This window comes from bacterium, assembly GCA_026129405.1.
Lineage (GTDB): Bacteria > Desulfobacterota > Binatia > DP-6 > DP-6 > JAHCID01.
The window spans coordinates 226730-246094 of the sequence record JAHCID010000002.1 but is presented as its reverse complement, the minus strand read 5'-3'; the positions used below and the strand labels follow the sequence as shown (position 1 = coordinate 246094).

Here is a 19365-nt window from a genome sequence, read left to right as displayed (position 1 = left end):
AGGCGACGTCATGATCCGCGTCCTCGCGCTCCTCGTCCTCGCGGCCGCTGCGGCGCACGCCGAGCCGCTCCGCGTCTGCGCCACCACCCCGGACCTCGCCAGCATCACGACCGGCGTCGGCGGTCCCGACGTCACCATCGTCACGTTCGCACGCGGCACGGAGGATCCGCACTTCGTCGAGGCCAAGCCGAGCTTCGTGCGCGACCTGAGCCGCTGCCAGCTCCTCGTGCTGAACGGCCTCGAGGTCGAGATCGGCTGGCTGCCCGCGCTCCTCGACCAGGCCCGCAACGCCGCCGTACGACCCGGCGGCCCCGGCTACCTCGACGCCGCGACGGCGATCACGCCCGCCGAGGTGCCGAGCGGTACCGTCGACCGCTCGATGGGCGACGTCCACCCCTACGGCAACCCGCACTACCTCACCGATCCCATGAACGGGCTGCGCGTCGCCGGCGCCGTACGCGATCGCCTCGCACGACTCGTTCCCGAGCAGGCGGCGGCGTTCGGCACGCGCTACGACGCGTTCCGCACCGCCGTGGGCACGAAGCTCCTCGGCGAGACGCTCGTGCAGAAGTACGCCGAGTGGGAGAAGCTCGTGCAGCTCGCCGACTACGACAAGCTCGACGCCTTCCTCGCCGGCGCGGGCGACGCCGGGGCCCTCGGCGGCTGGCTCGGCGCGATGCGGCCGTATCGCGGCACCAAGGCCGTCGACGACCACCCGCTGTGGCCCTACTTCGCGCGCCGCTTCGGGCTCGTCGTCGTCGGCCACATGGAGCCCAAGCCCGGCATCCCGCCCACGACGCGGCACCTGGCCGAGCTGATCGAGCTGATGCAGGCGCAGGACGTGCGGCTGATCCTGGCCGCGTCGTACTACGACCCGCGCCACGCCCGCTTCCTCGCCGAGCACACACAGGCGAAGGTCGTCGCGCTCGCGAACCAGGTCGGCTCCCGCCCCGGCGTCGACGATTACCTCGCGGTCACCGACTGGAACGTCTCCCACGTGGTCGACGCGCTGGCGGGCCGCGGATGAACGACGCCCCCGTCGTCCTCGCGGCGCACGGCCTCGCGCTCGCGTACGACGGCCGCCCGGTGCTGCGCGACGTGGACCTCACCGTCCACGCGGGCGAGGTGTGGTTCGTCGTCGGGCCGAACGGCGCCGGCAAGAGCACCCTCCTGCGGGCGATCGTCGGCGTGCTGCCGCCGCGCGCCGGCCGCCTGACGCTGCACCCGACGCTCGCCGCCCGCGAGCGCACGGGCTTCGTGCCGCAGCGGGCCGACCTGAATCCCGTGCTGCCGACGACGGTGCGCGAGTTCGTCCTGCTCGGCACGGTGGGCGCGCGGCTGCCGGCGCGCGAAGAGTCGGAGCGCGTCGCCGCGGCGCTCACGCGCGTCGGTCTCGCGGACATGGCGCGGCGAGACCTCTGGTCGCTCTCGGGCGGCGAGCGCCAGCGCGCCATGGTCGCCCGCGCCCTCGTCCGCCGCCCGAGCCTCCTCGTGCTCGACGAGCCGACGAACCACCTCGACCCCGGCGCCGAGGACGCGCTGCTGCGCCTGCTCATGGACCTGAACGCCGCCGAGCACCTGACCGTCCTCGTCGTGACGCACGACCTCGCGCTCGCCGCGCGCCATGCGACGCACGTGGCGCTCGTCGAGCGGGGCACGGTCACGGCCGGGCCGCGCGACGCCGTTCTCGGCGGCGACCGCCTCGCCCGCGTCTTCGGACTGGGTCCCGGAGGGGTGCCGTGATCGCCGACTTCCTGGCGGCCTGGCCGCTCTTCCACGCCGCCTGGATCACCGGCTGGCTGCTCGCGGTGCTCCTCGGGATGCTCGGCGTCCTCGTCGTGGCGCGCGACCAGATCTTCATCGGCGCGGCGGTGTCGCAGGCGTCCGTGCTCGGCCTGGCCGTCGCGTTCCGGCTCGGCGACCAGCTCGGCGGCGACGCGGCGTGGATGCGCTCGGACGGCTTCCTCTCGCTCATGGCCGTCGCCTCGTCCGCCCTGGCGGCGGTGCTCACCGCCCGCGGCGGCGGTGCGGGCGCGACCCACGAGGCGCTGACCGGCTGGGTGTACCTGCTCGCCGCGAGCGTCGCGATCCTGGTGGTCGCGCACAGCCCGCACGGCCTCGAAGAGGTCCATCGCATCCTGTCGTCGAGCATCATCGGCGCCGGACACGCCGACGTCCTCGTCACCGGCGCGCTCGTGCTGGTCGCCGCCGTCGCCATCCGGCGCACGCACCGCACGCTGCTCCTCCTCGCCGTCGATCCCGCGATGGCAGCGGCGGTGGGCGTCGGCGTCGGGCGCTGGAACGTGGCGCTGTCGCTCGCCGTCGGGGTCGCGGTGGGCGTGGGCATCCGCAGCGCCGGCGTCCTGTTCACGTTCGGGTGCCTCGTCCTGCCCGCGCTCGTCGCCCGCAATCTGTGCCGCGAGATGCGGCCGCTCTTCGTCGTGGCACCCGCCGTCGCGCTGGCGACGTCGGGCGCGGGCTTCGTGCTCGCGCACCACGGCGACTATCCCCCCGCCCAGATGACCGTCGCCCTGCTCTGCGCCCTGCTCGCCCTCACCGCGCCGCTGCGCGCGCGACGGCACGCGAGCTGAGCCGTCATGCCCCGGCCTCTCGCCCTGCTCGTCGTCGTCGCCGCCGTCGCCTGCGCGCGGCCGCCGATCGCGCCGCCGCCCCATCCCCCGGCGCGCATCGCGATCGTTGCGCCGGACAACCGCACCGGCGACCAGCTCGTCGTCAGCGGCCGGTGGGACGTCGCCATGCTGCTCGGGCGGCCCGTCGTCACCGCTCCCGACGTCCTCGCCCGCGACCTCGCGGCCGTGCTCGCCGCGCGCGGCTTCGCCGTCGCACCGGACGACGGCGACGCGGCCGAGCTGCGCGTCACGCTGCGGCGGTTCGTGCCCGACACGCCGCGCGGCGAGTTCGTCGACGTCGATCTCGACGCGACGCTGCAGGCCCCGGGGGACGGCGCCGTGCTCTGGCGGCTGCACCGCGACCGCTGGATCGTGCCGACACGCGGCGCCCCGACCGTCGCCGACGCGCTCGGCCTGGCTGCGCGCGCCGTCGCCGAGGCCCTCGTGGGCGACTGGACCCCGACCGCGCTCAGCTCTCCGGCCGCGAGGTGAGCACGACACGGCCGCCGGGGTCGGAGACCAGCTCGACGTCGGTGACCTCCTCGTTCTCCACCTCGGGCAGCATGACGACCGCGGCGAGCCGGCCGTCGCCGTCGAGCGCGACCTTCGGCACCGAGACCGTGGTGTCGTCGTCGATGCGGACGCGCACGCGATAGGTCTCGCCCGCGGGGAGCGGCGGCAGGCCGAAGCCGTGCACGAGCAGCACCGGGCGCAGGGGCGCCCACACCGCGTAGCCACGGCCGTCGCGTCCTGGCGGCGCGGGCACGAGCGCGTGGACGCGGGCCCCCGGCGCCGTCAGCAGCTCGTCGACGGGCTGGCGCGCGCGCGGCGTGGCGACGAGCTCGGCGAGCACCTCGCCCTGCCGCGCCAGCCCCGCGACGCGATCCTCGACGCCCGCCAGGCGGCCGATCAGCTCCGCGCGTTCGCGTGTGGCGGCGGCATCGGCGTCGGTGCGATCGAGCGTGCGCTCGATGCGGGCGAGCGCGTCGGAGAGCGTCGTCTGGTCGCTGCGCAGCGCCGCCAGCTCGCGCGAGAGAAGGTCGGACGCGGCGACCCGGGCCTCGGCGTCCTTGATCCGCGCCGCATGGAGCCGCCACGCAGTGAGGACGCCCGCGGCGACCAGCGCGGCGCCGACGGCCAGCGCCGTGCCGAGACGCGGCCGGCGGTGCGGCACGCTCGCCGGACGCAGGACCGGCTCGCGCGGCAGCGCGAACACCTCGCGCAGACAACCGTCGCAGCCGCCGGCGAGATGGTTCCGGATCACCTCGGTGACCTCGGGGTCGAGCTCTCCCGCCGCATACGCCGGTAGCCGGGCGTATATCTCGGCATGCGTCACGTGCAACCGTATAGCGCGTCGACGTACGGAGCGCCCGTGCTTTTCCTCCGCGGGGCGGCTCTGGTAGGGACACCGCCCATGCCTGCACAGATCGGAAAGATCTACGTCACGCCCGGCGGCGCCGAAATGATCGTCACGAAGGGTGGTCCGGGCGCGCTCACCGACGGCGACACGCCCCTCGTCATCAAGAACAGCGGCGCGTTCGCCGACGGCGCGACGCCGGGCAGCGGCCAGCTCCAGCTCGGCAAGCGCTACAAGTCGGCCGACGGCGCCGTCGAGGTGCTGGTCAACAAGGCCGGCGCGTGCGACCTCCGCTACGAGGGCCAGCCCTTCGAGCTGAAGGAGGCGAAGCCGCTGCCGTCGTCCGACTGAGCCGACCGCCTACCGGCGCTGCCGGTAGAGACGGTCGCTCACGACGGTCGTCATCTTCGTCGCGTCGAGCCCGCAGTCGAGGAACGCCGCAACGCGCTGCGCGTGCGGCGCCGGGTCCTGCACGAGATCGTTGTAGCCGACGTACAGCACCTCGACGTTCGGCCGCACCGCCATCCACTCGTCGACCTGCCGCAGGTGGCGCTCGAAGAACGTGGCGAGCTGGGCGTCGGGCGTCACGTCCGTCGGCTTGCCGCGGCGGATCAGCATCTGCCGCTGTGACGCCAGGATCTCGTCCATTCTGCGGCGCATGAAGACGACCTTGAAGTGCTCGCTCCCGGGCAGGTGCTTCAAGAGCGCCGAGATCAGCTTCACGACCTTGCCGCGTGCCTCCGGCAGCCAGCTCTGGTCGCTCTCGAGCTTCTTCACCCGCTCGAGCTCGTAGTAGCCCTCGGGGTTGTCCTCGTCGGCGGTGCGGATACCGTCCGTGACGACGGGCAGGCCGCCGGCCTCGAGCATCTTCATCATCATCGACGTGCCGGAGCGGGGCAGACCGGAGACCAGGGTGACGAACGTGTGCGCCATCAGGAGAACGCGCGCTCCAGCGACGCGAGCACGTCCGCCTCTTCCGGCGACACCCGGTTGCCGAACCCGAGGAACCCGCCCGACGCCTCGGCCACCACCCGAGCGCGGCCGAGGACGTCGTCCCTCAGCCGTGCGCGCTCCGCCGGCGACAGCCGCTCGCAGAAGCCCTGCACGTAGGCCACCCAGGCGTCGACGAGGTGCGCGCCGGGTTTCTCGCGCAGCCAGGCCTTGAGCATCGCCTCGCCCTCCGAGCCCTTCGCCACGCCGGCGTCGTGCGCTGCCTGCATGATGGCGTCGTGCTCGCCGGTCTCGACCTTGCCGTTGGCCCACGCCACCGCGACCAGCGGCACGAGCCCGATGGCGGTCACCGTCGCCGGCCCGACCCCGAGCTCGATCAGCCGATCGAGCGCCTGGTCGGTATCGATCCCGGTCGCCACCCGCAGCACCTTGCGCATCTCGTCGCGCTCGCGCATCGCGCGCAGCTTGTCGATGCGCCGCTGCTCCTCGCGGCGGAAGAACTCCTCTTCGAGGGCCTTGCGTCGATCGTTCAGTGCGTCGTCGTTCACGAGGGGTAGGGCTGCCATGGGGGCGCCGGGCTGTCCAGCGGGGGCGTCGTTTCGTCGTGGCGGGGGGCGCGATCGCAACGCACCGCTCGCCGCACCGCCGCACTCCTCCCGCCAGACCGACCGTCGCGGCGCCGCATCGACGCCCGCGCTGCGGCGTCGCGCCCCGCATCACCACCGCCAACGATGCACGCCCGCGCAACCACGCAAGGAGGTGGAGATGTGCGCCGCGGAGCGGCAAGGCCCTCCCGCCGCGATCGAGCCGGCAACGCCACGACGCCTCCGATGCGCGTCTGGTGGGGACGAGGTGCGCGCATCCGTAGCGCGGGCGACGGGGCGCCGGGCGGAGCGCCTGTGAAGCGTCCGGAGCGCGCCGGTGCGGGAGGGATGCGGCGCTACGGCCGGCGCGAGCCGAAGCGAAGCCCGGTGCCCCGTCGCCCGCGCGCCCCGACGCCGCCCCTCCCAGGCCCCCCTCACGCGCACCGGTCGCACGTCCCCTTCAGCTGGATCGACACCGCACGCGAGAGGACCGACGGCCGCCTCCCCGACCCCGCGGCCTTGATGCGCACCCGGACACCGGGCAGACAGGCGACGGTGCCGCAGTCGGTGCACATGAAGTGCGGGTGCTCGGCCTCGTCGCGCGACGCCGTGGTGCGCTTGCGCTCGAAGCGCCAGACGTGGTCGCCGACGTCGGTGCGGGTGACCAGCCCAGCCTGGGTGAGATCGATGAGGTTGCGGTAGATGGTGGCGCGGTCGAAGCCCGAGGACGCGAGGTCGGCGACCAGCTCGGCGTGGCTGAGCGGCGTTCGCGCCGCCTCGAGCCGCTGGAGCACGGCGAGGCGCGGGCCGGTGCTGCGCAGGCCCGCGGCGCGGATCGTGGCGCGGGCCTGCTCGACGTCGATCCGGGCGCGCTTCGGCACGGGCGCGAGGCTAGCGCCGCAGGCCCATGATGGCAACGCGAGGGCGGTCGGTCTGCGAAGGGCGGACGCGTGCTGATCGAGGCCCTGTGGGTGGGGATCGGCGGGTTCGTCGGCGCCAACGCCCGCGTCCTCGTGAACACGCTCGTGACGACGCGGCTGGGCGTGCTGCTGCCCTACGGTACGTTCGTCGTGAACGTGAGCGGTTGCTTCCTCATCGGCCTCCTGGTCGGCGCCATCGAGGCCCGCGTGCTCTCGCCCGCCGTGCGGCCGCTGGTCATCACCGGCTTCCTCGGCGCCTACACGACGTTCTCCACCTTCGGCATCGAGACGGTGACGCTCGCGGGCGAGGGCAGCCTGCTCCTCGCGAGCGTCTACGTCGCGGCCAGCATCGTCGTGGGCATCGCCGCGACCGTGCTCGGGCTCGGGCTCGGTCGCGCGTTGGCATGACGATCCGCGACCTCACCACGCCCGCGCTCCTCGTCGACGCCGCGACGCTCGACGCCAACCTGCGCACCATGGCCGCCGCTCTGCCCGGCCCGCGTCTGCGCCCGCACGTGAAGGCGCACAAGTGCACCGCCCTCGCCCGCCGCCAGGCGGCGCTCGGCGCGTCCGGGTTCACCTGCGCCACGATCCGCGAGGTCGAGGGCATGGCCGCCGCCGGGCTCGGGCAGGACCTGCTGCTGGCCAACGAGGTGCTCGACGCGCGCCGCCTCGGCCGCCTCGACGCGCGCGTCACCGTCGCCGTCGATTCCGAGGCCACCATCGACGCCGCCGTCGCCGGCGGCGTGCGCGAGGTGCTGATCGACGTCGACGTGGGGCTGCCGCGCTGCGGCTGCGCCCCCGGCGACGCCGCCCGCCTCGCCGATCACGCGCGCCGGCGCGGCCTCTCGGTGCGCGGGGTCATGGGCTACGAAGGCCACGCGATGCTGCTGCCCGAGCGCGCCCGCCGTGCCGAGCTGACGGCGGCCGCCAGCGCGATCCTCCATGCCGCGCACGCGGCGGTCGGCGGCGACGTCGTCTCCGCCGGCGGCACGGGCACGTACGACCTGCACGCCGCGCCGACCGAGGTGCAGGCCGGCTCCTATGCGCTCATGGACACGGCCTACGCGAAGCTCGAGCTGCCGTTCCGTCCGGCGCTGTCGATCCTCGCGACGGTGATCTCGTCGGGTCCGCAGCGCGCCGTCGCCGACGCCGGCCTGAAGGCGCTCGGTATGGACCACGGCGACCCGACGATCGAGGGCGCAAGCGTGTGGTTCTGCTCCGACGAGCACGTCACCTTCTCGCCGCCGGTCCCCGTCGGCACGCGCGTACGGGTGTGGCCGGCGCACGTCGATCCGACGGTCGCGTATCACGCCGCGATGCAGATCGTGGACGGCGAGCGCGTCGTCGAGACCTGGCCCGTCGACCTGCGCGGCTGGTAGGCCGCGCGCGCGTCACGCCCGCACCTTCCACGCCCGCGTGCCCTCGGGGTGCTCGTACCATCCCGGGTCGGCGTAGTCGGCGCTCACCTCGTCGCGCACCTTCACGATCGTGAACATGCCGCCCATCTCGATGTTCCCGAACGGCCCCTTGCCCGCCATCATCGGCAGCGTGTTCTTCGGACCCTTCATGTGCTGCGCCATGTCCTGCATCTCGGACATGCCGCGTTGACCCATGCCCATGTAGCCGGGCAACAGCGCCTGGATGCGCTCCTCGACGCCGCGCTGATCCGCGCCGAGCGTGTTCTCGATGTCGTGCGCCATCGCGTTCATCGTGTGGTGCGACTTGTGGCAGTGCAGCACCCAGTCGCCGGGCACGTCGGCGACGAACTCGATGTCGCGTGTGGCGCCGACCGGGACGAGCGTCGTCGTCTCGGGCAGCTGCGCCGACGCCGGCACCGGCCCGCCGTCGGTCCCGGTGACGCGGAACTTGAAGCCGTGGAGATGCATCGGGTGCTCGTCCATCGACAGGTTGCCGAAGCGGATGCGGACGCGCTGGCCGGTCTTCACGACGAGCGGCGCGGTCGCGGGAAAGACCTTCGAGTTGAAGGTGAACATGTTGAAGTCGAGCATCACCGCGGGATCGGGCCGGTAGGTGCCGGGATGGATCGCCCACGCGTGCAGCATGATCGCGAAGTCGCGGTCGACCGGGGGCGTCGCCGCCTCGCGCGGGTGGATCACGAAGAGGCCCATCATGCCGACGGCCATCTGCAGCATCTCGTCGGCGTGCGGGTGGTACATCTGCGTGCCGTGCTGGCGCAGCGTGAACTCGTAGGCCCACGTCTCGCCCGGCATGATCGCGGGCTGGGTGAGGCCGCTGACGCCGTCCATGCCGGGCGGCAGCAGCACGCCGTGCCAGTGGATGCTGGTGCGCTCGGGCAGCTTGTTGGTGACCAGGATGCGCACGCGGTCGCCCTCGACGGCCTCGATCGTCGGGCCCGGCGTCGTGCCGTTGTAGCCCCAGCACTTGACGCGCATGCCCGGCGCGAACTCGCGCCACACCGGCTCGGCCGTGAGGTGGAACTCCTTCACGCCGTCCTTCCACTCGAACGGCAGGCTGGCACCGTCGGGCGTGACGACCGGGGGCGGCGCCACCGCCGCGCCGGGCGCGAGCGTGGTGCTCGTCGTGGGCAACGGCTCGGCGGCGCGCGCGAGGCGATGGCCGAGGCTCGCGCCCGCGGCGGCGAGGAACGAACCCAGGAGCTGGCGGCGGGTGGCCATGTCAGTGTCCTCCGTGGTGGTGGTGCCGATGCGCGTCGGCGGCGGGTGCGCCGTCGGTCGCCGGCGCGGCGGCGACGGCGACCGGCAGCCGCGCGGCGAGCGCACGCTCGAGCGCGGTGCGGGCGAGCCAGAAGTCTCGCACCGCCTCGATGTAGCCGCGCAGCGCCTCCACCTCGGCCTGCTTCGCCTGGAGCAGCGCCAGCGGGCCGAGCAGCATGTAGTTGTAGTGCTCGATCGAGAGCGCGACGACGCGCGCGCGCAGCGGCAGCAGCGCGGTGCGGTAGCGTCCCGCGATCGCCCGCGCCGACGCGACGCGGGCCCGCGCCGCGCCGACCTCGGCGCGCACGTCGAGCCCGCGCGCCGCCAGCCGCGCCTCGCTCTGGCGCAGCTGGCTCTCGAGGCGGCCGCGCTCGGCGTTGCCCTGGTCGAAGATCGGCAGCACGAGCGAGAGCGACGGCCCGACCAGCCACGTGCCCTCGCGCTCGTGCTCGACGGCGACGCCGACGTCGGCGATCGGGAACCAACGCGTCACCTGCTGCAGCCCGAGCGCGTCGCGCAGCACGGCGACCTCCTGCTGCACGGCGAGGAGATCCGGCCGCTGGGTGTAGGCCGCCTCCTCGAGCGCCGGCAGGTCCGGCTCCGCCTCCGGCACGGCCGGGAGCTGCGCCGGCACGCTCCACCCGCCGCCCGCGCCGACGCCGAGCAGCCGCCCGAGCCGTTCGCGCGCCGGCGCGATCTCGGCCTCGGCACGGGCGACCTCCAACTCCAGCTCGGTCGCGAGCGCCGTCTCGCTCGCGAGCTGGAGCTCGCTCACGTTGCCGGCCTCGTGCAGGCGCTCGGTGAGCGCGCGTGACACGTCGGCGACCTCCGCCACGGTGCGCAGCACCGCCACGGTGTTGTGCGCCGCCACGAGATCCCAATAGGCGGCGCGCACCTCGGCGGCGAGGTCGAGCACCTCGGCCGCCACGCGGTGCTGCACCTCCACCACCTGCGCCGCCGCGATGCGCGTGCGCGCCGGCAGGAAGACGAGGTTCACGAACTCCTGCGCGAGATCCATCTCGATGTTGGTCCCGGACGGCGAGCGATCGGGGAAGCGGAAGGCACCGGTCAGCACCGGGTTGCGCAGGAGGCCGGCCTGCACGAGGTCCGCCTGGGCGACGCCGAGATCCTCGTAGGTCGCCTGCAGGCTCGGATTGCGCAGGAGGGCGACCTGCACCGCGGCGTCGACGTCCAGCGGCTGTGCCAGCAGGTCGTCGACGGCCGCGTCCACGGCGGCGTCCTCCGCCGTGCCCCGACGCCAGTGGACGCGTTGGTCGAGTCGCGCCACGACGGCGTCGCGGACCCCCGGGAACGCGGCCTCGGGGCGCACGTGGCCGCACGCGGTCGCCGCGGCGAGCAGTGCCGCGAGACCGAGGCGGAGCGCGACCGGCGTCGCGCGCCGGTGGTCGAGAGACGATCGAGACATGCACGTTCCTCGGACGAGCCGGCCCCGGGGGGCCGGGCTGCGGGTGGGCCGATCATCCCGCCGGCAAGGCGGGACGGGCAGCTCAAACGAGGAGCGTGCGCAGGCGCAGATACAGCGGTCCCGGCGGCGCGCCGCGCGCGCCGGAGCGCACGGGATCGCCGAGCGACGGGGCCGCCGCGGCGCGCAGCGACCCGAGCGGCGGCGCGGGCAGGACCGCCAGCACGGGGGCGAGGGCGCTCGGGGTCGTGGCCGGAGCCTGAAGCGCGGCCGCACAGCAGCTGGCGTGTGCGGCCGGCGGCAGCGCTCCCGCGCCGTCCGTGCCGCCGGCGTCGTGATGGCAGGGCGGCGGCGCAGTCTGCGTGGACCCGTCGCCGGCGAGACAGCGCGTGGGGCACAGCACGACGCCGGCCAGCAGCATGACCAGAGCCGCGATCGGAGCCACGCGGGCGGCGAATCGACGACGCATCACCGGCTTCTGTGGTACGCCGCCGAACCCCGGTGAGCAAGCGGCGCCGCGCGTCCGGGCGGACGCGCCGCCGCCGCCATGGCGTCGCGAGCGCTACTGGTTGCAGGTGAGATCGGCCGGGCAGGCGAAGCCGCTCGCACACACCGAGCCGACGCCGGAGTCGTACCAGTCGTCGAGGCAGCAGCTCATCCGGCGCAGCGTCGGACCGTACGGGCCGGACAGGTTCGAGAGCGCCCCCGCCAGCGCCATCTTGTCGGCGTCGCCGCCGAACCGCCCGCGCTCGTCGGGGTCGACGAAGAGGTCGACCATCTCCAAACGGTTGCCGAAGAAGTACGACTTGAGGACGCGCGGCTTGCAGACGCGGTTGCAGGCGGGCAGCGCGATGCCGTTCGCCGTCGGGCATGCCGGGCAGTCGTCGGGCGTCCCGCAGCCCTGGTTCGGGGCGTTGCCGCAGTACTTCTGCCCGGGCGCCGCGCAGGTGGTGGGCTGGCCGGGGAGGAGCGCGGCGCAGACGGCGTCGTCCATGCAGGACGGCGCGATACGGCAGCGGCCGCCGAGACACGCGGCACCGGCCGCACACTGCGACGTCGAGGAGCATGCGCGCTCGTCCTCGCGGACGCAGAAGCCGCCGACACACGCGCTGCCCGGGACGCAGTCCGTCGCCGTCGTGCACGCCGGCTGGGCGGTGTTCACGCAGCGTCCGACGCTGTCCGGACGGGAGAGGAAGTAGCGGAACTTCGTCGCCTTCGTCCCGCGCTGCGTCTGGTGCCCACAGAGCGCCCCGCGCAGGTCGCGCGACGGGGCGGGTCCACCGGGCGCGGTGCGGAGCTGCATGCGCAGGTCGCGGCCGTCGCAGCTCGAACCATCGTTGCCCGGCGGGCACGCCACGGGCGTCGGCGAGTCGATCGCGAAGCCGAGCGCCGTGGGAAGCAGGTCGGTCGTGTGCGCGACCGCCGAGCTCTCGTAGACCTCGCCCGAGGGCGGCACGTTACGGGCATGCGACGCCAGGTCGGGCAGCGTGCGCGGATCGAAGACGATCAGGCGCGTGCGGTAGCCGTTCTCGCCGAAGCGGTGCTTCGAGTTCGGCAGATGCCACCCGTTGTCCGACAGGTACATGATCACCGTATTGCGGGCGAGGGACGGCTCGACGCCGTCGATCCAGGTGCCGGTACAGGTGTGCGGCGACGTCACCTCGTAGCGGCCCTCGCCGTTGCGCCCCACGCAGTGCGGCTGGCTGGCGCGCTCGAGGAACTTGCGTAGCTCGCGGACGTTGTCGTCGACCCACCAGACGTTGGCATAGAAGGCGCGTACCGAGCCGAAGTTGCTCTCGTCGAACGCGCGGACCAAGGGCGGGCAGGTCGAGCCGCTGCAGAAGCGGCCGAGATCGAACAGGCCGCCCAGGCCGTTGAAGCGCGGCCCGAAGAGGTAGCTCTCGACGGTGGCCGGGGCGCGCAGCGGCTGGTGCGGGATGCGCGGCGCGTACCAGATGAAGAACGGCTGCGACGTGAACGTCGCCGTGGTGCCCGGCACCTTGTAGAGCATGTCGTCGATGAACTGGAACACCTGCTCGATGCCGCGCTCGGTGAGCGGCGTGTAGGTCTCGTCCTGATCGGTCCCGCACTCCGGCTCCTGCTCGGCGTCGTCGCCGGGCTGACACGAGAGTCGGCCGAGACGATGCCCCGAGCCGCGCTCGCCGGCATCGAAGCCGGGATTCCCGGACGACGCAGTGAACTTGCCACCCAGATAGGTACAGTATGAGCCGATGCGCTGCGACGCATCCCACGGATCGGCAGGCGCGTCGTCGCCGGGCAGCGACTTCAAGACGCTCGGGAGCGTCGCGAAGTACGACGAGAGCCGCGAGTTGCGGCCACCGAAGCTCTTCTGGAAGCGCCCGGTGAGCATCGTCATGAGCGACGGGTAGCACCATGCCGCGGTGTTGTGCGCGATCGGGAACGTGGTGCCGTAGCCGGTGAGGACGTCGAGATTCGGCGTCGCGGGCGCGGGGATCGGCGTACCGCTCTGCGTGGAGCGACACTCGCGCGCCGAGCCGTAGTGACACTCGCCCTGGTCGTCGGCGATGAAGAGCAGAATGTTCGGCCGCGTTTTGCCGGGTGACGGCATGCACGCCGAGCCGTCGAGACACATCCCGCCCGCGGGACACGCGAGGCCGCCGGGACAGATGGTCGGCTGCGAGGCGCAGCAGGGAACCGCACCGACCTGGTGACGCGAGGAGTAGAAGACGCTCGGCGGCTCGCAGAGTCCGAGGTTACGCTTGAACGAAACCGCGGCCGATGCGCTGCTCGGTGCAACCAGGCCTCCGACGGTGAAGACGAACAAAGCGACCAGACCTGGGAACACCCGTACGAGCATGGGGGAATCGCGTACGTCACGCCTCGTCATAGTGTCAAGAAAAAACGCCGAAACGACGGCCTTTTCGCACGCTGGCCGTGTGTGACTGCAAGCCACATCGCGTGCGTTCATGCACGATCGCTTACGTTGCTGCCGACCATGGTCGCAGGCGACCGTGCGCTGAGACCCGCATGTGCACGTGCTAAGTGACGCCGCGATGAACGCCCTGCTCCGACGTTGGCCCACGCTCGCCACCCGTCTGCCGCGCGTCACGCTCGTCGACGGCGCGACGCCGGTCGCCCCGCTCGCCCGCCTCGGCGGCGCACGCGGCATTTCGCGGCTGTGGATCAAGCGCGACGACCGGACGAGCGCCGTGTATGGCGGCAACAAACCACGCAAGCTGGAATGGCTCCTGGGTGCGGCACGCGCGGCCGGATCGCGTGCGGTCATCACGTTCGGCGGCATCGGCACGCATCACGGCCTCGCCACCGCCGCATGCGCGCGCGCCGTCGGCATGCGTACCGTGCTCGTGCTGATCCCGCAGCCGGTCACGCCGCACGTGCGTCATTGCCTGCTCATCGACCACCTTTTGGGCGCCGAGCTGCACCTCGCATCCGGCGTACCCGACGTCGTGCGACGCGGGGTGATGCTGCTCGCGCGCGGCCGCTGGCGCGGCGAGCCGCTCGCGGTGATCCCCACCGGCGGCTCGTCGGCGCTCGGCACGCTCGGCTACGTCGATGCGGCGCTGGAGCTCGCGGAGCAGGTCGCCGCGGGTGCGCTGCCCGAGCCCGACGCGATCTTCGTCCCGCTCGGCAGCGGCGGCACGGTCGCGGGCCTCGTCCTCGGGCTGCGCCTCGCGGGCCTGCGCACGCGCGTCGTCGGCGTCCTCGTCACCGACATCCTGCCGCCGTCGCCGCGGCGGCTGCGCGCGCTCGCCCGTGCCGCTGCCCGGCGCCTCGCGCCCGAGGTCGCGGCGCCCCCGCTCTCGCTCGAAGACTTCGCCATCGACCGCGACTTCGTCGGCCCCGCCTACGGCGCGCCGACCGCCGCGGCGGAGGCGGCGCGCGATCTCGCTCGCGAGCTCGAAGACGTGCGTCTCGAGACGACGTACACCGGCAAGTGCCTCGCGGCGCTGCTCGCGCGCGCGGCGACGCCGCCGTGGCGCGATCGCACGCTGCTCTTCTGGAACACGTTCAGCAGCGTCGATCCCGCCGATACGCTCGGGCCGCTGCCCGACTGGCGGACGTTGCCGGTGCCGTTCCACCGCTTCTTCCGGGACGACGACGCCCGCGCCGCCTGAGCGCCCGCTCAGGCGAGCAGCGTGCGGGCGGCGCCGGCGAGCGCACCGCCCAGCACGAGCCAGGTCGAATCGATCCGTCCCCACCACAGCAGCGCACCGCTCGCCGCGCACAGCAGCACCGACGGCACGTCGACGAGCGCCGCACGCGCGAGAGGCACGCTCACCACGGCCATGAGGGCCCACGAGGCGACGTTGACGCCGTCGAGCAGCCCGCCCGTCAGCGGCGACGCGCGCAGGCGGCGGATCACCGGCGCGGTGAGCGCCACGAATACGAAGGCGGGCAGGAAGATGCCGGCGGTCGCGGCGAGCGCGCCCGGCACGCCGGCGAGCAGGTAGCCGACGAACGTCGCCGTGGTGAAGAGCGGGCCCGGCGTCACCTGCCCGATGGCAATGGCATCGAGCAGCTGCTGCTCGCTGAGCCACCCGAGGCGCTCCACGAGATCGGTGCGCAGGAACGCGAGCAGCACGTAGCCGCTTCCGAACAGCACCGAGCCGATCTTCACGAACACCCAGAAGAGCCCCGACGGCGTCGCCGCCACGGCCGTGGCGGCGGTCGCGCTCGCGACGCCGAGCGGCGCGGCGGCGACGGCGAGCCCGGCGCCGACGCGCAGCCCCGCCGCCACGACGCCCGCGACCAGCAGCACGAGAAGCTCGTTCACCCCGAGCACGACCGCCGCGATCGCGGCGACCGCCACGCCCGCGAGCGTGCGGTCGCGGATCGCCGCGCGCCCGAGGCGCCAGAGCGCCTGCGCGACGATGGCGACGACCACCGCCTCGACGCCCGCGAGCACGCCGGCGGACGCCGGCAGGCTCTCGAAGCGTACGTACGCCCACGCCAGCACGAGCACGATGAGCGTAGCCGGCAGGATGAAGCAGACGCCGGCGACCACGAGGCCCGCGGCGCCGGCGCGATCGTGGCCGATGTGGATCGCCAGCTCGGTCGAGTTCGGCCCCGGGATGAGGTTCGTCGCGCCGACGAGATCGAGGAAGCGTGCGCGATCGAGCCAGCGCCGCCGCCCCACGACCTCGTGCTCGACGAGCGCGATGTGCGCCGCCGGCCCGCCGAACGCCGTGGCGCCGAGGCGCAGGAACAGCCGCGCCAGCTCGCCGAGCCGCTCGGCCCTCAGAGCTTCCCGTCGGTCACGTTCCAGGTGATGTCGCCCTTGTGGAGCGGCGCGAGCACCGTCTTCTCCCAGGTGCCGTTCTTCCACGCGTAACGCCGCAGCTCGCCCTGCTCTTCCGAGGCGACGTAGATCTCGAGCGCGCCGTCACCGTCGAGGTCGGCGAGATGGACGGGGTGCTCGTATCCCGACGAGCCCTTGTCGATGACCGTCGCCTTCCACGCGCCGCCGTCGCCCTGCTCGAAGAGCCAGAGGCCCGACGACAGCGCGCCGGCGACGATGTCGATCTTGCCGTCGCCGTTGACGTCGCCGGCCTGGATCGCGCGCATCTGCCGGTCCGGCACCGTGGCGACCGTCGTGCCCTCGAACTTCCCGTCCTTCCACTTGTACTGCTTCACGGTGACAGGACGGACGAGCGCGCCGCCCTGGCCGATCGCGCCCTCCCACGCGACGTACACCTCGGAGACGCCGTCCTTGTCGACGTCGGCCGCGAGGACCTCCTTCGCGTGCGTGTCGCCGGGCGCGTCGACGATCGACTTCTGCCACGTGCCCTCGGCGTCGCGCTTGTACATGCGCACCTCGCCGGGCTGCTCCTCGTCGAGCTTGTTCGGCGCGCTCGGCGTCGCGAAGAACTCCGGCTTGCCGTCGCCGTCGATGTCGCCGATCTCGATCTCGTGCACGAAGGTGTTGGGCGTCGCGTCGACCTGCTCGACGCGCCAGTTCTCGTCGGGGTGGACGATCACGATGACGCCCTGGTCGTGCGTGGCGATCACCAGCTCTTCCTTGCCGTCGCCGTCGACGTCGGCGTGCTCGAAGTCGCGCAGCCGATCGAACTTGCCGCCGAACTTCGGATTCCAGTGCGTCTCCTGCTTCCACTCGCCGTCGGCGAACTTCCACGTGCGCAGCAGCGCCTGGTTGCCGCCGATGGTGAGGATGCCGTCGTCCCACGGCACTGCCTTGTGGAAGACGTTGGAGTCCGGGTCCTCGAGGACCACCGTCTTCCAGCCCTCCGGGGTCTCGCGCACGATGATCAGCTTCGCGGGGCCGGGCACCTGTTCCGTCTTCCCGTCGGCGCCGCGCTTCTCGACGAACTGCGCCTGCGTGACGAGGAGGGCGGGGAACGGCCCGCCGGTCAGGGCTTCGCGCGTCGGCGGGACGTCGGCGGCAGGGACCGGCGCCGCGGCGCCGCCGCCGGAGCCCCCCCCTTCTCCGCCACAGGCGACCAGACACGACACGAGGAGGAGCGTCAGGTATCGGCGCATGGCGCGGCATGGAGCCGTGTCCCGGCCCGGTTGTCAATTCGAGGGGGTCACGGCCGCGGTGCCATCCATCCGACCACCTCCCGGGCGTGACCGCCCACACTGCGCCCGGGGGGCCGGAGCCCACCGCCTTGCAGGCGGTCCGCCAGCGGGTCCGCACGGCGCTCGCACGCGAACGCCGACGCCGCGCCGGCCCCTCCACGTCTCGCCCGCCCCGGGGCCGAGGGGCTAGACTCCGGCCCATGAGCAAGGCCTTCACGCGCGAGCCCGACGGCGACGACGCGACCGACGACGACGTCACCGACGACGACGCGCGCCTGCCCGGCGGCTTCACGAACTACATCACGCCCGCGGGCCGCCAGCGGCTCCACGACGAGCTGAACCGCCTGTGGAAGGTCGACCGTCCGAAGCTCGTCGACATCATCGCCTGGGCCGCCAGCAACGGCGACCGCTCGGAGAACGGCGACTACATCTACGGCAAGCGCAAGCTGCGCGAGATCGACCGCCGCATCCGTTTCCTCTCGAAGCGCCTCGACAGCGCCGTGATCGTCGACAACGCCGGCAAGGAGCACGACCGCGTCTACTTCGGCGCGACGGTCACCTACCAGGGCGAGTCCGGCGAGGAGCAGACGGTCAGCATCGTCGGCGTCGACGAGTACGATCCGGCGCGCGGGCGGGTGTCGTGGATCTCGCCGATCGCGACCGCGCTGCTGAAGGCGTCGGTGGGCGACGTCGTCACGCTGCGCACGCCGCGCGGCCCCGAAGAGCTCGAGGTCCTCGACATCCGCTACGAGCCGCTGCCCTGAGCGGCGGCGCCGACTACTCGCGCCAGCCGCGCTCGAACGGCAGCCGCCAGCCGAACGGGGCGACGAGGTTGTGCATGGACTTGGGGCCCCAGGTGCCGCACTTGTAGAGCTGCACCTCCGGCGGATCGTCGAGCAGCGGCTGCGCAACCTCCCACAGCCGCTCGATGCCCTCGGCGTTCGGGAAGAGCGTCTTGTCGCCGCTCATGGCGTCGAGGATCAGGCGCTCGTAGGCCTCGAGCACGTCCGTCTGCGCCTCCTTCTCCTGGAGCGCGAACTGGAGGCTGAGCTTCTCGAGCACCATGCCGGGGCCCGGCCGCTTGCCGTAGAACGAGAGCGACACCTTGGACGACTCGCCGAGGTCGAAGGTCAGATGGTCGGGCCCCTTCGTCCCCACGCCCGACTGCGGCGGGAACATGCTGCGCGGCGGCTCGAGGAACGCGATCGAGACGATACGCGCGCCCTCGGCCATGTGCTTACCGGTGCGCAGGTAGAACGGCACGCCCGCCCAACGCCAGTTGTCGATCTCGCACCTGAGCGCGATGAACGTCTCGGTCTGCGAGTCCGGATCGACGCCGTCGAGCGAGCAGTAACCCTCGTGCTGGCCGCGCACGACGTTGTTCACGTCGAGCGGGCGCATCGAGCGGAAGACCTTGTTCTTCTCTTCGTTGATGGAGCGCGGCTCCAGCGCCGTCGGCGGCTCCATGGCGACGAAGGCGAGTATCTGGAAGAGGTGCGTCACGACCATGTCGCGGAACGCGCCGGCGGTCTCGTAGAACGGCGCGCGCTTGCCGACCGCGAGCGTCTCGGGAACGTCGATCTGGACGTGGGAGATGTGCTGGCGGTTCCAGATCGGCTCGAAGAGGCCGTTCGCGAAGCGGAACGCGAGGATGTTCTGCGCCGCTTCCTTGCCGAGGAAATGGTCGATGCGAAACACCTGGCTCTCGTCGAAGACCGCATGCACCGCGGCGTTGAGCTCGCGGGCGCTCGCGAGGTCGGTGCCGAACGGCTTCTCCATGACGACGCTGGCGCGCTCGGCGAGCCCCGCGTCGCCGAGCATGCTCACCACCGCGCGGGCCGCACGCGGCGGCACGCTCACGTAGTGCAGGCGGCGCACGCCGTCGCCGAGCTGGCGCTCCATGGCGGCGACGACGGCGGCGAGCCCGGCCGGACCGGCCGACTGCGGCACGTAGTGGAGCGTCGCCGCGAACGCCGCCCACGTCTCCTCGCTGAACGGCGAGCGCGAGAACTCGTCGCAGGCGGCACGCGCGAAGGTGCGGAAGCCGTCGTCGTCGAGCTCCTCGAGCGACGTGCCGACGATGCGACAGACCGGCAGCAGGCCGACGCGGCAGAGCTGGAACAGGCCGGGGATCAGCTTGCGCCGGGCGAGATCGCCGGCTGCGCCGAAGAGCACCACCACGTGCGGATGCATGGGCCGCAGGCGCGTGCCCGCGGCGTCCGTCGGATTCTCGAGCTGCGTCGGCGCCGATCCCGGCATGC

The 19365-nt window shown here is 73.0% G+C and carries 20 protein-coding genes; 9 read left to right on the top strand and 11 right to left on the bottom strand.

All coding sequences use genetic code 11. The annotated features are described in order from the left end of the window. Positions 1 to 10 precede the first annotated feature (10 nt). The 4 genes from KIT14_09545 to KIT14_09530 are packed head-to-tail and all read left to right on the top strand — an operon-like array spanning position 11 to position 3122. A complete protein-coding gene (locus KIT14_09545; GenBank protein ID MCW5890783.1) occupies positions 11 to 1027 on the top strand; it encodes a zinc ABC transporter substrate-binding protein in 1017 nt (338 codons plus the stop codon). Next, positions 1024 to 1743, top strand: coding sequence for a metal ABC transporter ATP-binding protein (locus KIT14_09540; GenBank protein MCW5890782.1), 720 nt, complete (start codon positions 1024 to 1026; stop codon positions 1741 to 1743). Before KIT14_09545 ends, KIT14_09540 begins: the two co-directional genes overlap by 4 nt. Then, positions 1740 to 2591 (top strand): metal ABC transporter permease, encoded by an 852-nt coding sequence (locus KIT14_09535; protein ID MCW5890781.1) that lies wholly within the window; start codon positions 1740 to 1742, stop codon positions 2589 to 2591. The genes KIT14_09540 and KIT14_09535 overlap by 4 nt, the downstream gene beginning before the upstream one ends. 6 nt (positions 2592 to 2597) lie before the next feature. Then, positions 2598 to 3122, top strand: coding sequence for a hypothetical protein (locus KIT14_09530; protein MCW5890780.1), 525 nt, complete (start codon positions 2598 to 2600; stop codon positions 3120 to 3122). On the opposite strand, the gene KIT14_09525 is transcribed toward KIT14_09530, so the two are convergent. Continuing rightward, positions 3100 to 3966: a zf-HC2 domain-containing protein gene (locus KIT14_09525; protein MCW5890779.1), complete on the bottom strand. Its 867-nt coding sequence runs from the start codon at positions 3964 to 3966 to the stop codon at positions 3100 to 3102. The two genes, KIT14_09530 and KIT14_09525, sit on opposite strands and share 23 nt — an antisense overlap. A gap of 78 nt (positions 3967 to 4044) precedes the next feature. Here KIT14_09525 and KIT14_09520 point away from each other — a divergent pair, with 78 nt between their 5' ends. Then, positions 4045 to 4338 carry a hypothetical protein gene (locus KIT14_09520; GenBank protein MCW5890778.1) on the top strand — a complete coding sequence of 98 codons (294 nt, stop codon included), beginning with the start codon at positions 4045 to 4047 and terminating at the stop codon, positions 4336 to 4338. A 9-nt stretch (positions 4339 to 4347) separates the two neighbouring features. Here the strand turns inward: KIT14_09520 and KIT14_09515 are convergent, their stop codons facing one another. The 3 genes from KIT14_09515 to KIT14_09505 all read right to left on the bottom strand — a co-directional run bounded on the left by KIT14_09515 (position 4348) and on the right by KIT14_09505 (position 6403). Continuing rightward, on the bottom strand, positions 4348 to 4920 hold the full coding sequence (locus KIT14_09515; GenBank protein MCW5890777.1) for a sulfotransferase: 573 nt from the start codon (positions 4918 to 4920) through the stop codon (positions 4348 to 4350). Beyond that, positions 4920 to 5486: a hypothetical protein gene (locus KIT14_09510; GenBank protein ID MCW5890776.1), complete on the bottom strand. Its 567-nt coding sequence runs from the start codon at positions 5484 to 5486 to the stop codon at positions 4920 to 4922. The genes KIT14_09515 and KIT14_09510 overlap by 1 nt, the downstream gene beginning before the upstream one ends. Before the next feature lie 470 nt (positions 5487 to 5956). After that, positions 5957 to 6403, bottom strand: a complete 447-nt coding sequence (locus KIT14_09505) for a transcriptional repressor (protein MCW5890775.1) — start codon at positions 6401 to 6403, stop codon at positions 5957 to 5959. A 72-nt stretch (positions 6404 to 6475) separates the two neighbouring features. Here KIT14_09505 and crcB point away from each other — a divergent pair, with 72 nt between their 5' ends. Further along, the gene (gene crcB, locus KIT14_09500) at positions 6476 to 6850 is read left to right on the top strand and encodes a fluoride efflux transporter CrcB (GenBank protein MCW5890774.1); all 375 of its coding nucleotides are present in this window, start codon (positions 6476 to 6478) and stop codon (positions 6848 to 6850) included. Beyond that, entirely contained in the window at positions 6847 to 7824 is a 978-nt protein-coding gene (locus tag KIT14_09495; protein MCW5890773.1) for an alanine racemase, read from the top strand. The genes crcB and KIT14_09495 overlap by 4 nt, the downstream gene beginning before the upstream one ends. Before the next feature lie 12 nt (positions 7825 to 7836). Here KIT14_09495 and KIT14_09490 read toward each other — a convergent pair whose 3' ends face one another. From KIT14_09490 to KIT14_09475, 4 genes are all read right to left on the bottom strand, one after another. Continuing rightward, the gene (locus KIT14_09490; protein MCW5890772.1) at positions 7837 to 9102 is read right to left on the bottom strand and encodes a copper oxidase; all 1266 of its coding nucleotides are present in this window, start codon (positions 9100 to 9102) and stop codon (positions 7837 to 7839) included. Between the two features lies 1 nt (position 9103). After that, the gene (locus KIT14_09485) at positions 9104 to 10567 is read right to left on the bottom strand and encodes a TolC family protein (GenBank protein ID MCW5890771.1); all 1464 of its coding nucleotides are present in this window, start codon (positions 10565 to 10567) and stop codon (positions 9104 to 9106) included. An 82-nt stretch (positions 10568 to 10649) separates the two neighbouring features. Beyond that, positions 10650 to 11033, bottom strand: a complete 384-nt coding sequence (locus KIT14_09480) for a hypothetical protein (GenBank protein MCW5890770.1) — start codon at positions 11031 to 11033, stop codon at positions 10650 to 10652. A 93-nt stretch (positions 11034 to 11126) separates the two neighbouring features. After that, on the bottom strand, positions 11127 to 13403 hold the full coding sequence (locus tag KIT14_09475) for a sulfatase-like hydrolase/transferase (protein ID MCW5890769.1): 2277 nt from the start codon (positions 13401 to 13403) through the stop codon (positions 11127 to 11129). A 196-nt stretch (positions 13404 to 13599) separates the two neighbouring features. Here KIT14_09475 and KIT14_09470 point away from each other — a divergent pair, with 196 nt between their 5' ends. Further along, on the top strand, positions 13600 to 14682 hold the full coding sequence (locus KIT14_09470; protein ID MCW5890768.1) for a pyridoxal-phosphate dependent enzyme: 1083 nt from the start codon (positions 13600 to 13602) through the stop codon (positions 14680 to 14682). Positions 14683 to 14690: 8 nt separating this feature from the next. On the opposite strand, the gene chrA is transcribed toward KIT14_09470, so the two are convergent. Continuing rightward, a complete protein-coding gene (gene chrA, locus KIT14_09465) occupies positions 14691 to 15833 on the bottom strand; it encodes a chromate efflux transporter (protein ID MCW5890767.1) in 1143 nt (380 codons plus the stop codon). Continuing rightward, positions 15806 to 17065: a VCBS repeat-containing protein gene (locus KIT14_09460; protein MCW5890766.1), complete on the bottom strand. Its 1260-nt coding sequence runs from the start codon at positions 17063 to 17065 to the stop codon at positions 15806 to 15808. Before KIT14_09460 ends, chrA begins: the two co-directional genes overlap by 28 nt. A 239-nt stretch (positions 17066 to 17304) precedes the next feature. Between KIT14_09460 and greB the strand changes: the two genes are divergently transcribed. Beyond that, complete coding sequence (gene greB / locus KIT14_09455) at positions 17305 to 17868, top strand: transcription elongation factor GreB (protein MCW5890765.1); 564 nt, start codon at positions 17305 to 17307, stop codon at positions 17866 to 17868. Between the two features lie 13 nt (positions 17869 to 17881). Here the strand turns inward: greB and zwf are convergent, their stop codons facing one another. Next, positions 17882 to 19363, bottom strand: coding sequence for a glucose-6-phosphate dehydrogenase (gene zwf, locus KIT14_09450; protein MCW5890764.1), 1482 nt, complete (start codon positions 19361 to 19363; stop codon positions 17882 to 17884). Positions 19364 to 19365: the final 2 nt, after the last annotated feature.

Bases quoted from the DNA above. Each gene is read 5' to 3' on its own strand.
- KIT14_09460 (MCW5890766.1), bottom strand. From the start codon at position 17,065: ATGCGCCGATACCTGACGCTCCTCCTCGTGTCGTGTCTGGTCGCCTGT.
- KIT14_09490 (MCW5890772.1), bottom strand. From the start codon at position 9,102: ATGGCCACCCGCCGCCAGCTCCTGGGTTCGTTCCTCGCCGCCGCGGGC.
- KIT14_09480 (MCW5890770.1), bottom strand. From the start codon at position 11,033: ATGCGTCGTCGATTCGCCGCCCGCGTGGCTCCGATCGCGGCTCTGGTC.
- greB (MCW5890765.1), top strand. From the start codon at position 17,305: ATGAGCAAGGCCTTCACGCGCGAGCCCGACGGCGACGACGCGACCGAC.
- KIT14_09475 (MCW5890769.1), bottom strand. From the start codon at position 13,403: ATGCTCGTACGGGTGTTCCCAGGTCTGGTCGCTTTGTTCGTCTTCACC.
- KIT14_09545 (MCW5890783.1), top strand. From the start codon at position 11: ATGATCCGCGTCCTCGCGCTCCTCGTCCTCGCGGCCGCTGCGGCGCAC.
- KIT14_09485 (MCW5890771.1), bottom strand. From the start codon at position 10,567: ATGTCTCGATCGTCTCTCGACCACCGGCGCGCGACGCCGGTCGCGCTC.
- KIT14_09520 (MCW5890778.1), top strand. From the start codon at position 4,045: ATGCCTGCACAGATCGGAAAGATCTACGTCACGCCCGGCGGCGCCGAA.
- KIT14_09515 (MCW5890777.1), bottom strand. From the start codon at position 4,920: ATGGCGCACACGTTCGTCACCCTGGTCTCCGGTCTGCCCCGCTCCGGC.
- KIT14_09495 (MCW5890773.1), top strand. From the start codon at position 6,847: ATGACGATCCGCGACCTCACCACGCCCGCGCTCCTCGTCGACGCCGCG.
- zwf (MCW5890764.1), bottom strand. From the start codon at position 19,363: ATGCCGGGATCGGCGCCGACGCAGCTCGAGAATCCGACGGACGCCGCG.
- KIT14_09540 (MCW5890782.1), top strand. From the start codon at position 1,024: ATGAACGACGCCCCCGTCGTCCTCGCGGCGCACGGCCTCGCGCTCGCG.
- KIT14_09470 (MCW5890768.1), top strand. From the start codon at position 13,600: ATGAACGCCCTGCTCCGACGTTGGCCCACGCTCGCCACCCGTCTGCCG.
- KIT14_09530 (MCW5890780.1), top strand. From the start codon at position 2,598: ATGCCCCGGCCTCTCGCCCTGCTCGTCGTCGTCGCCGCCGTCGCCTGC.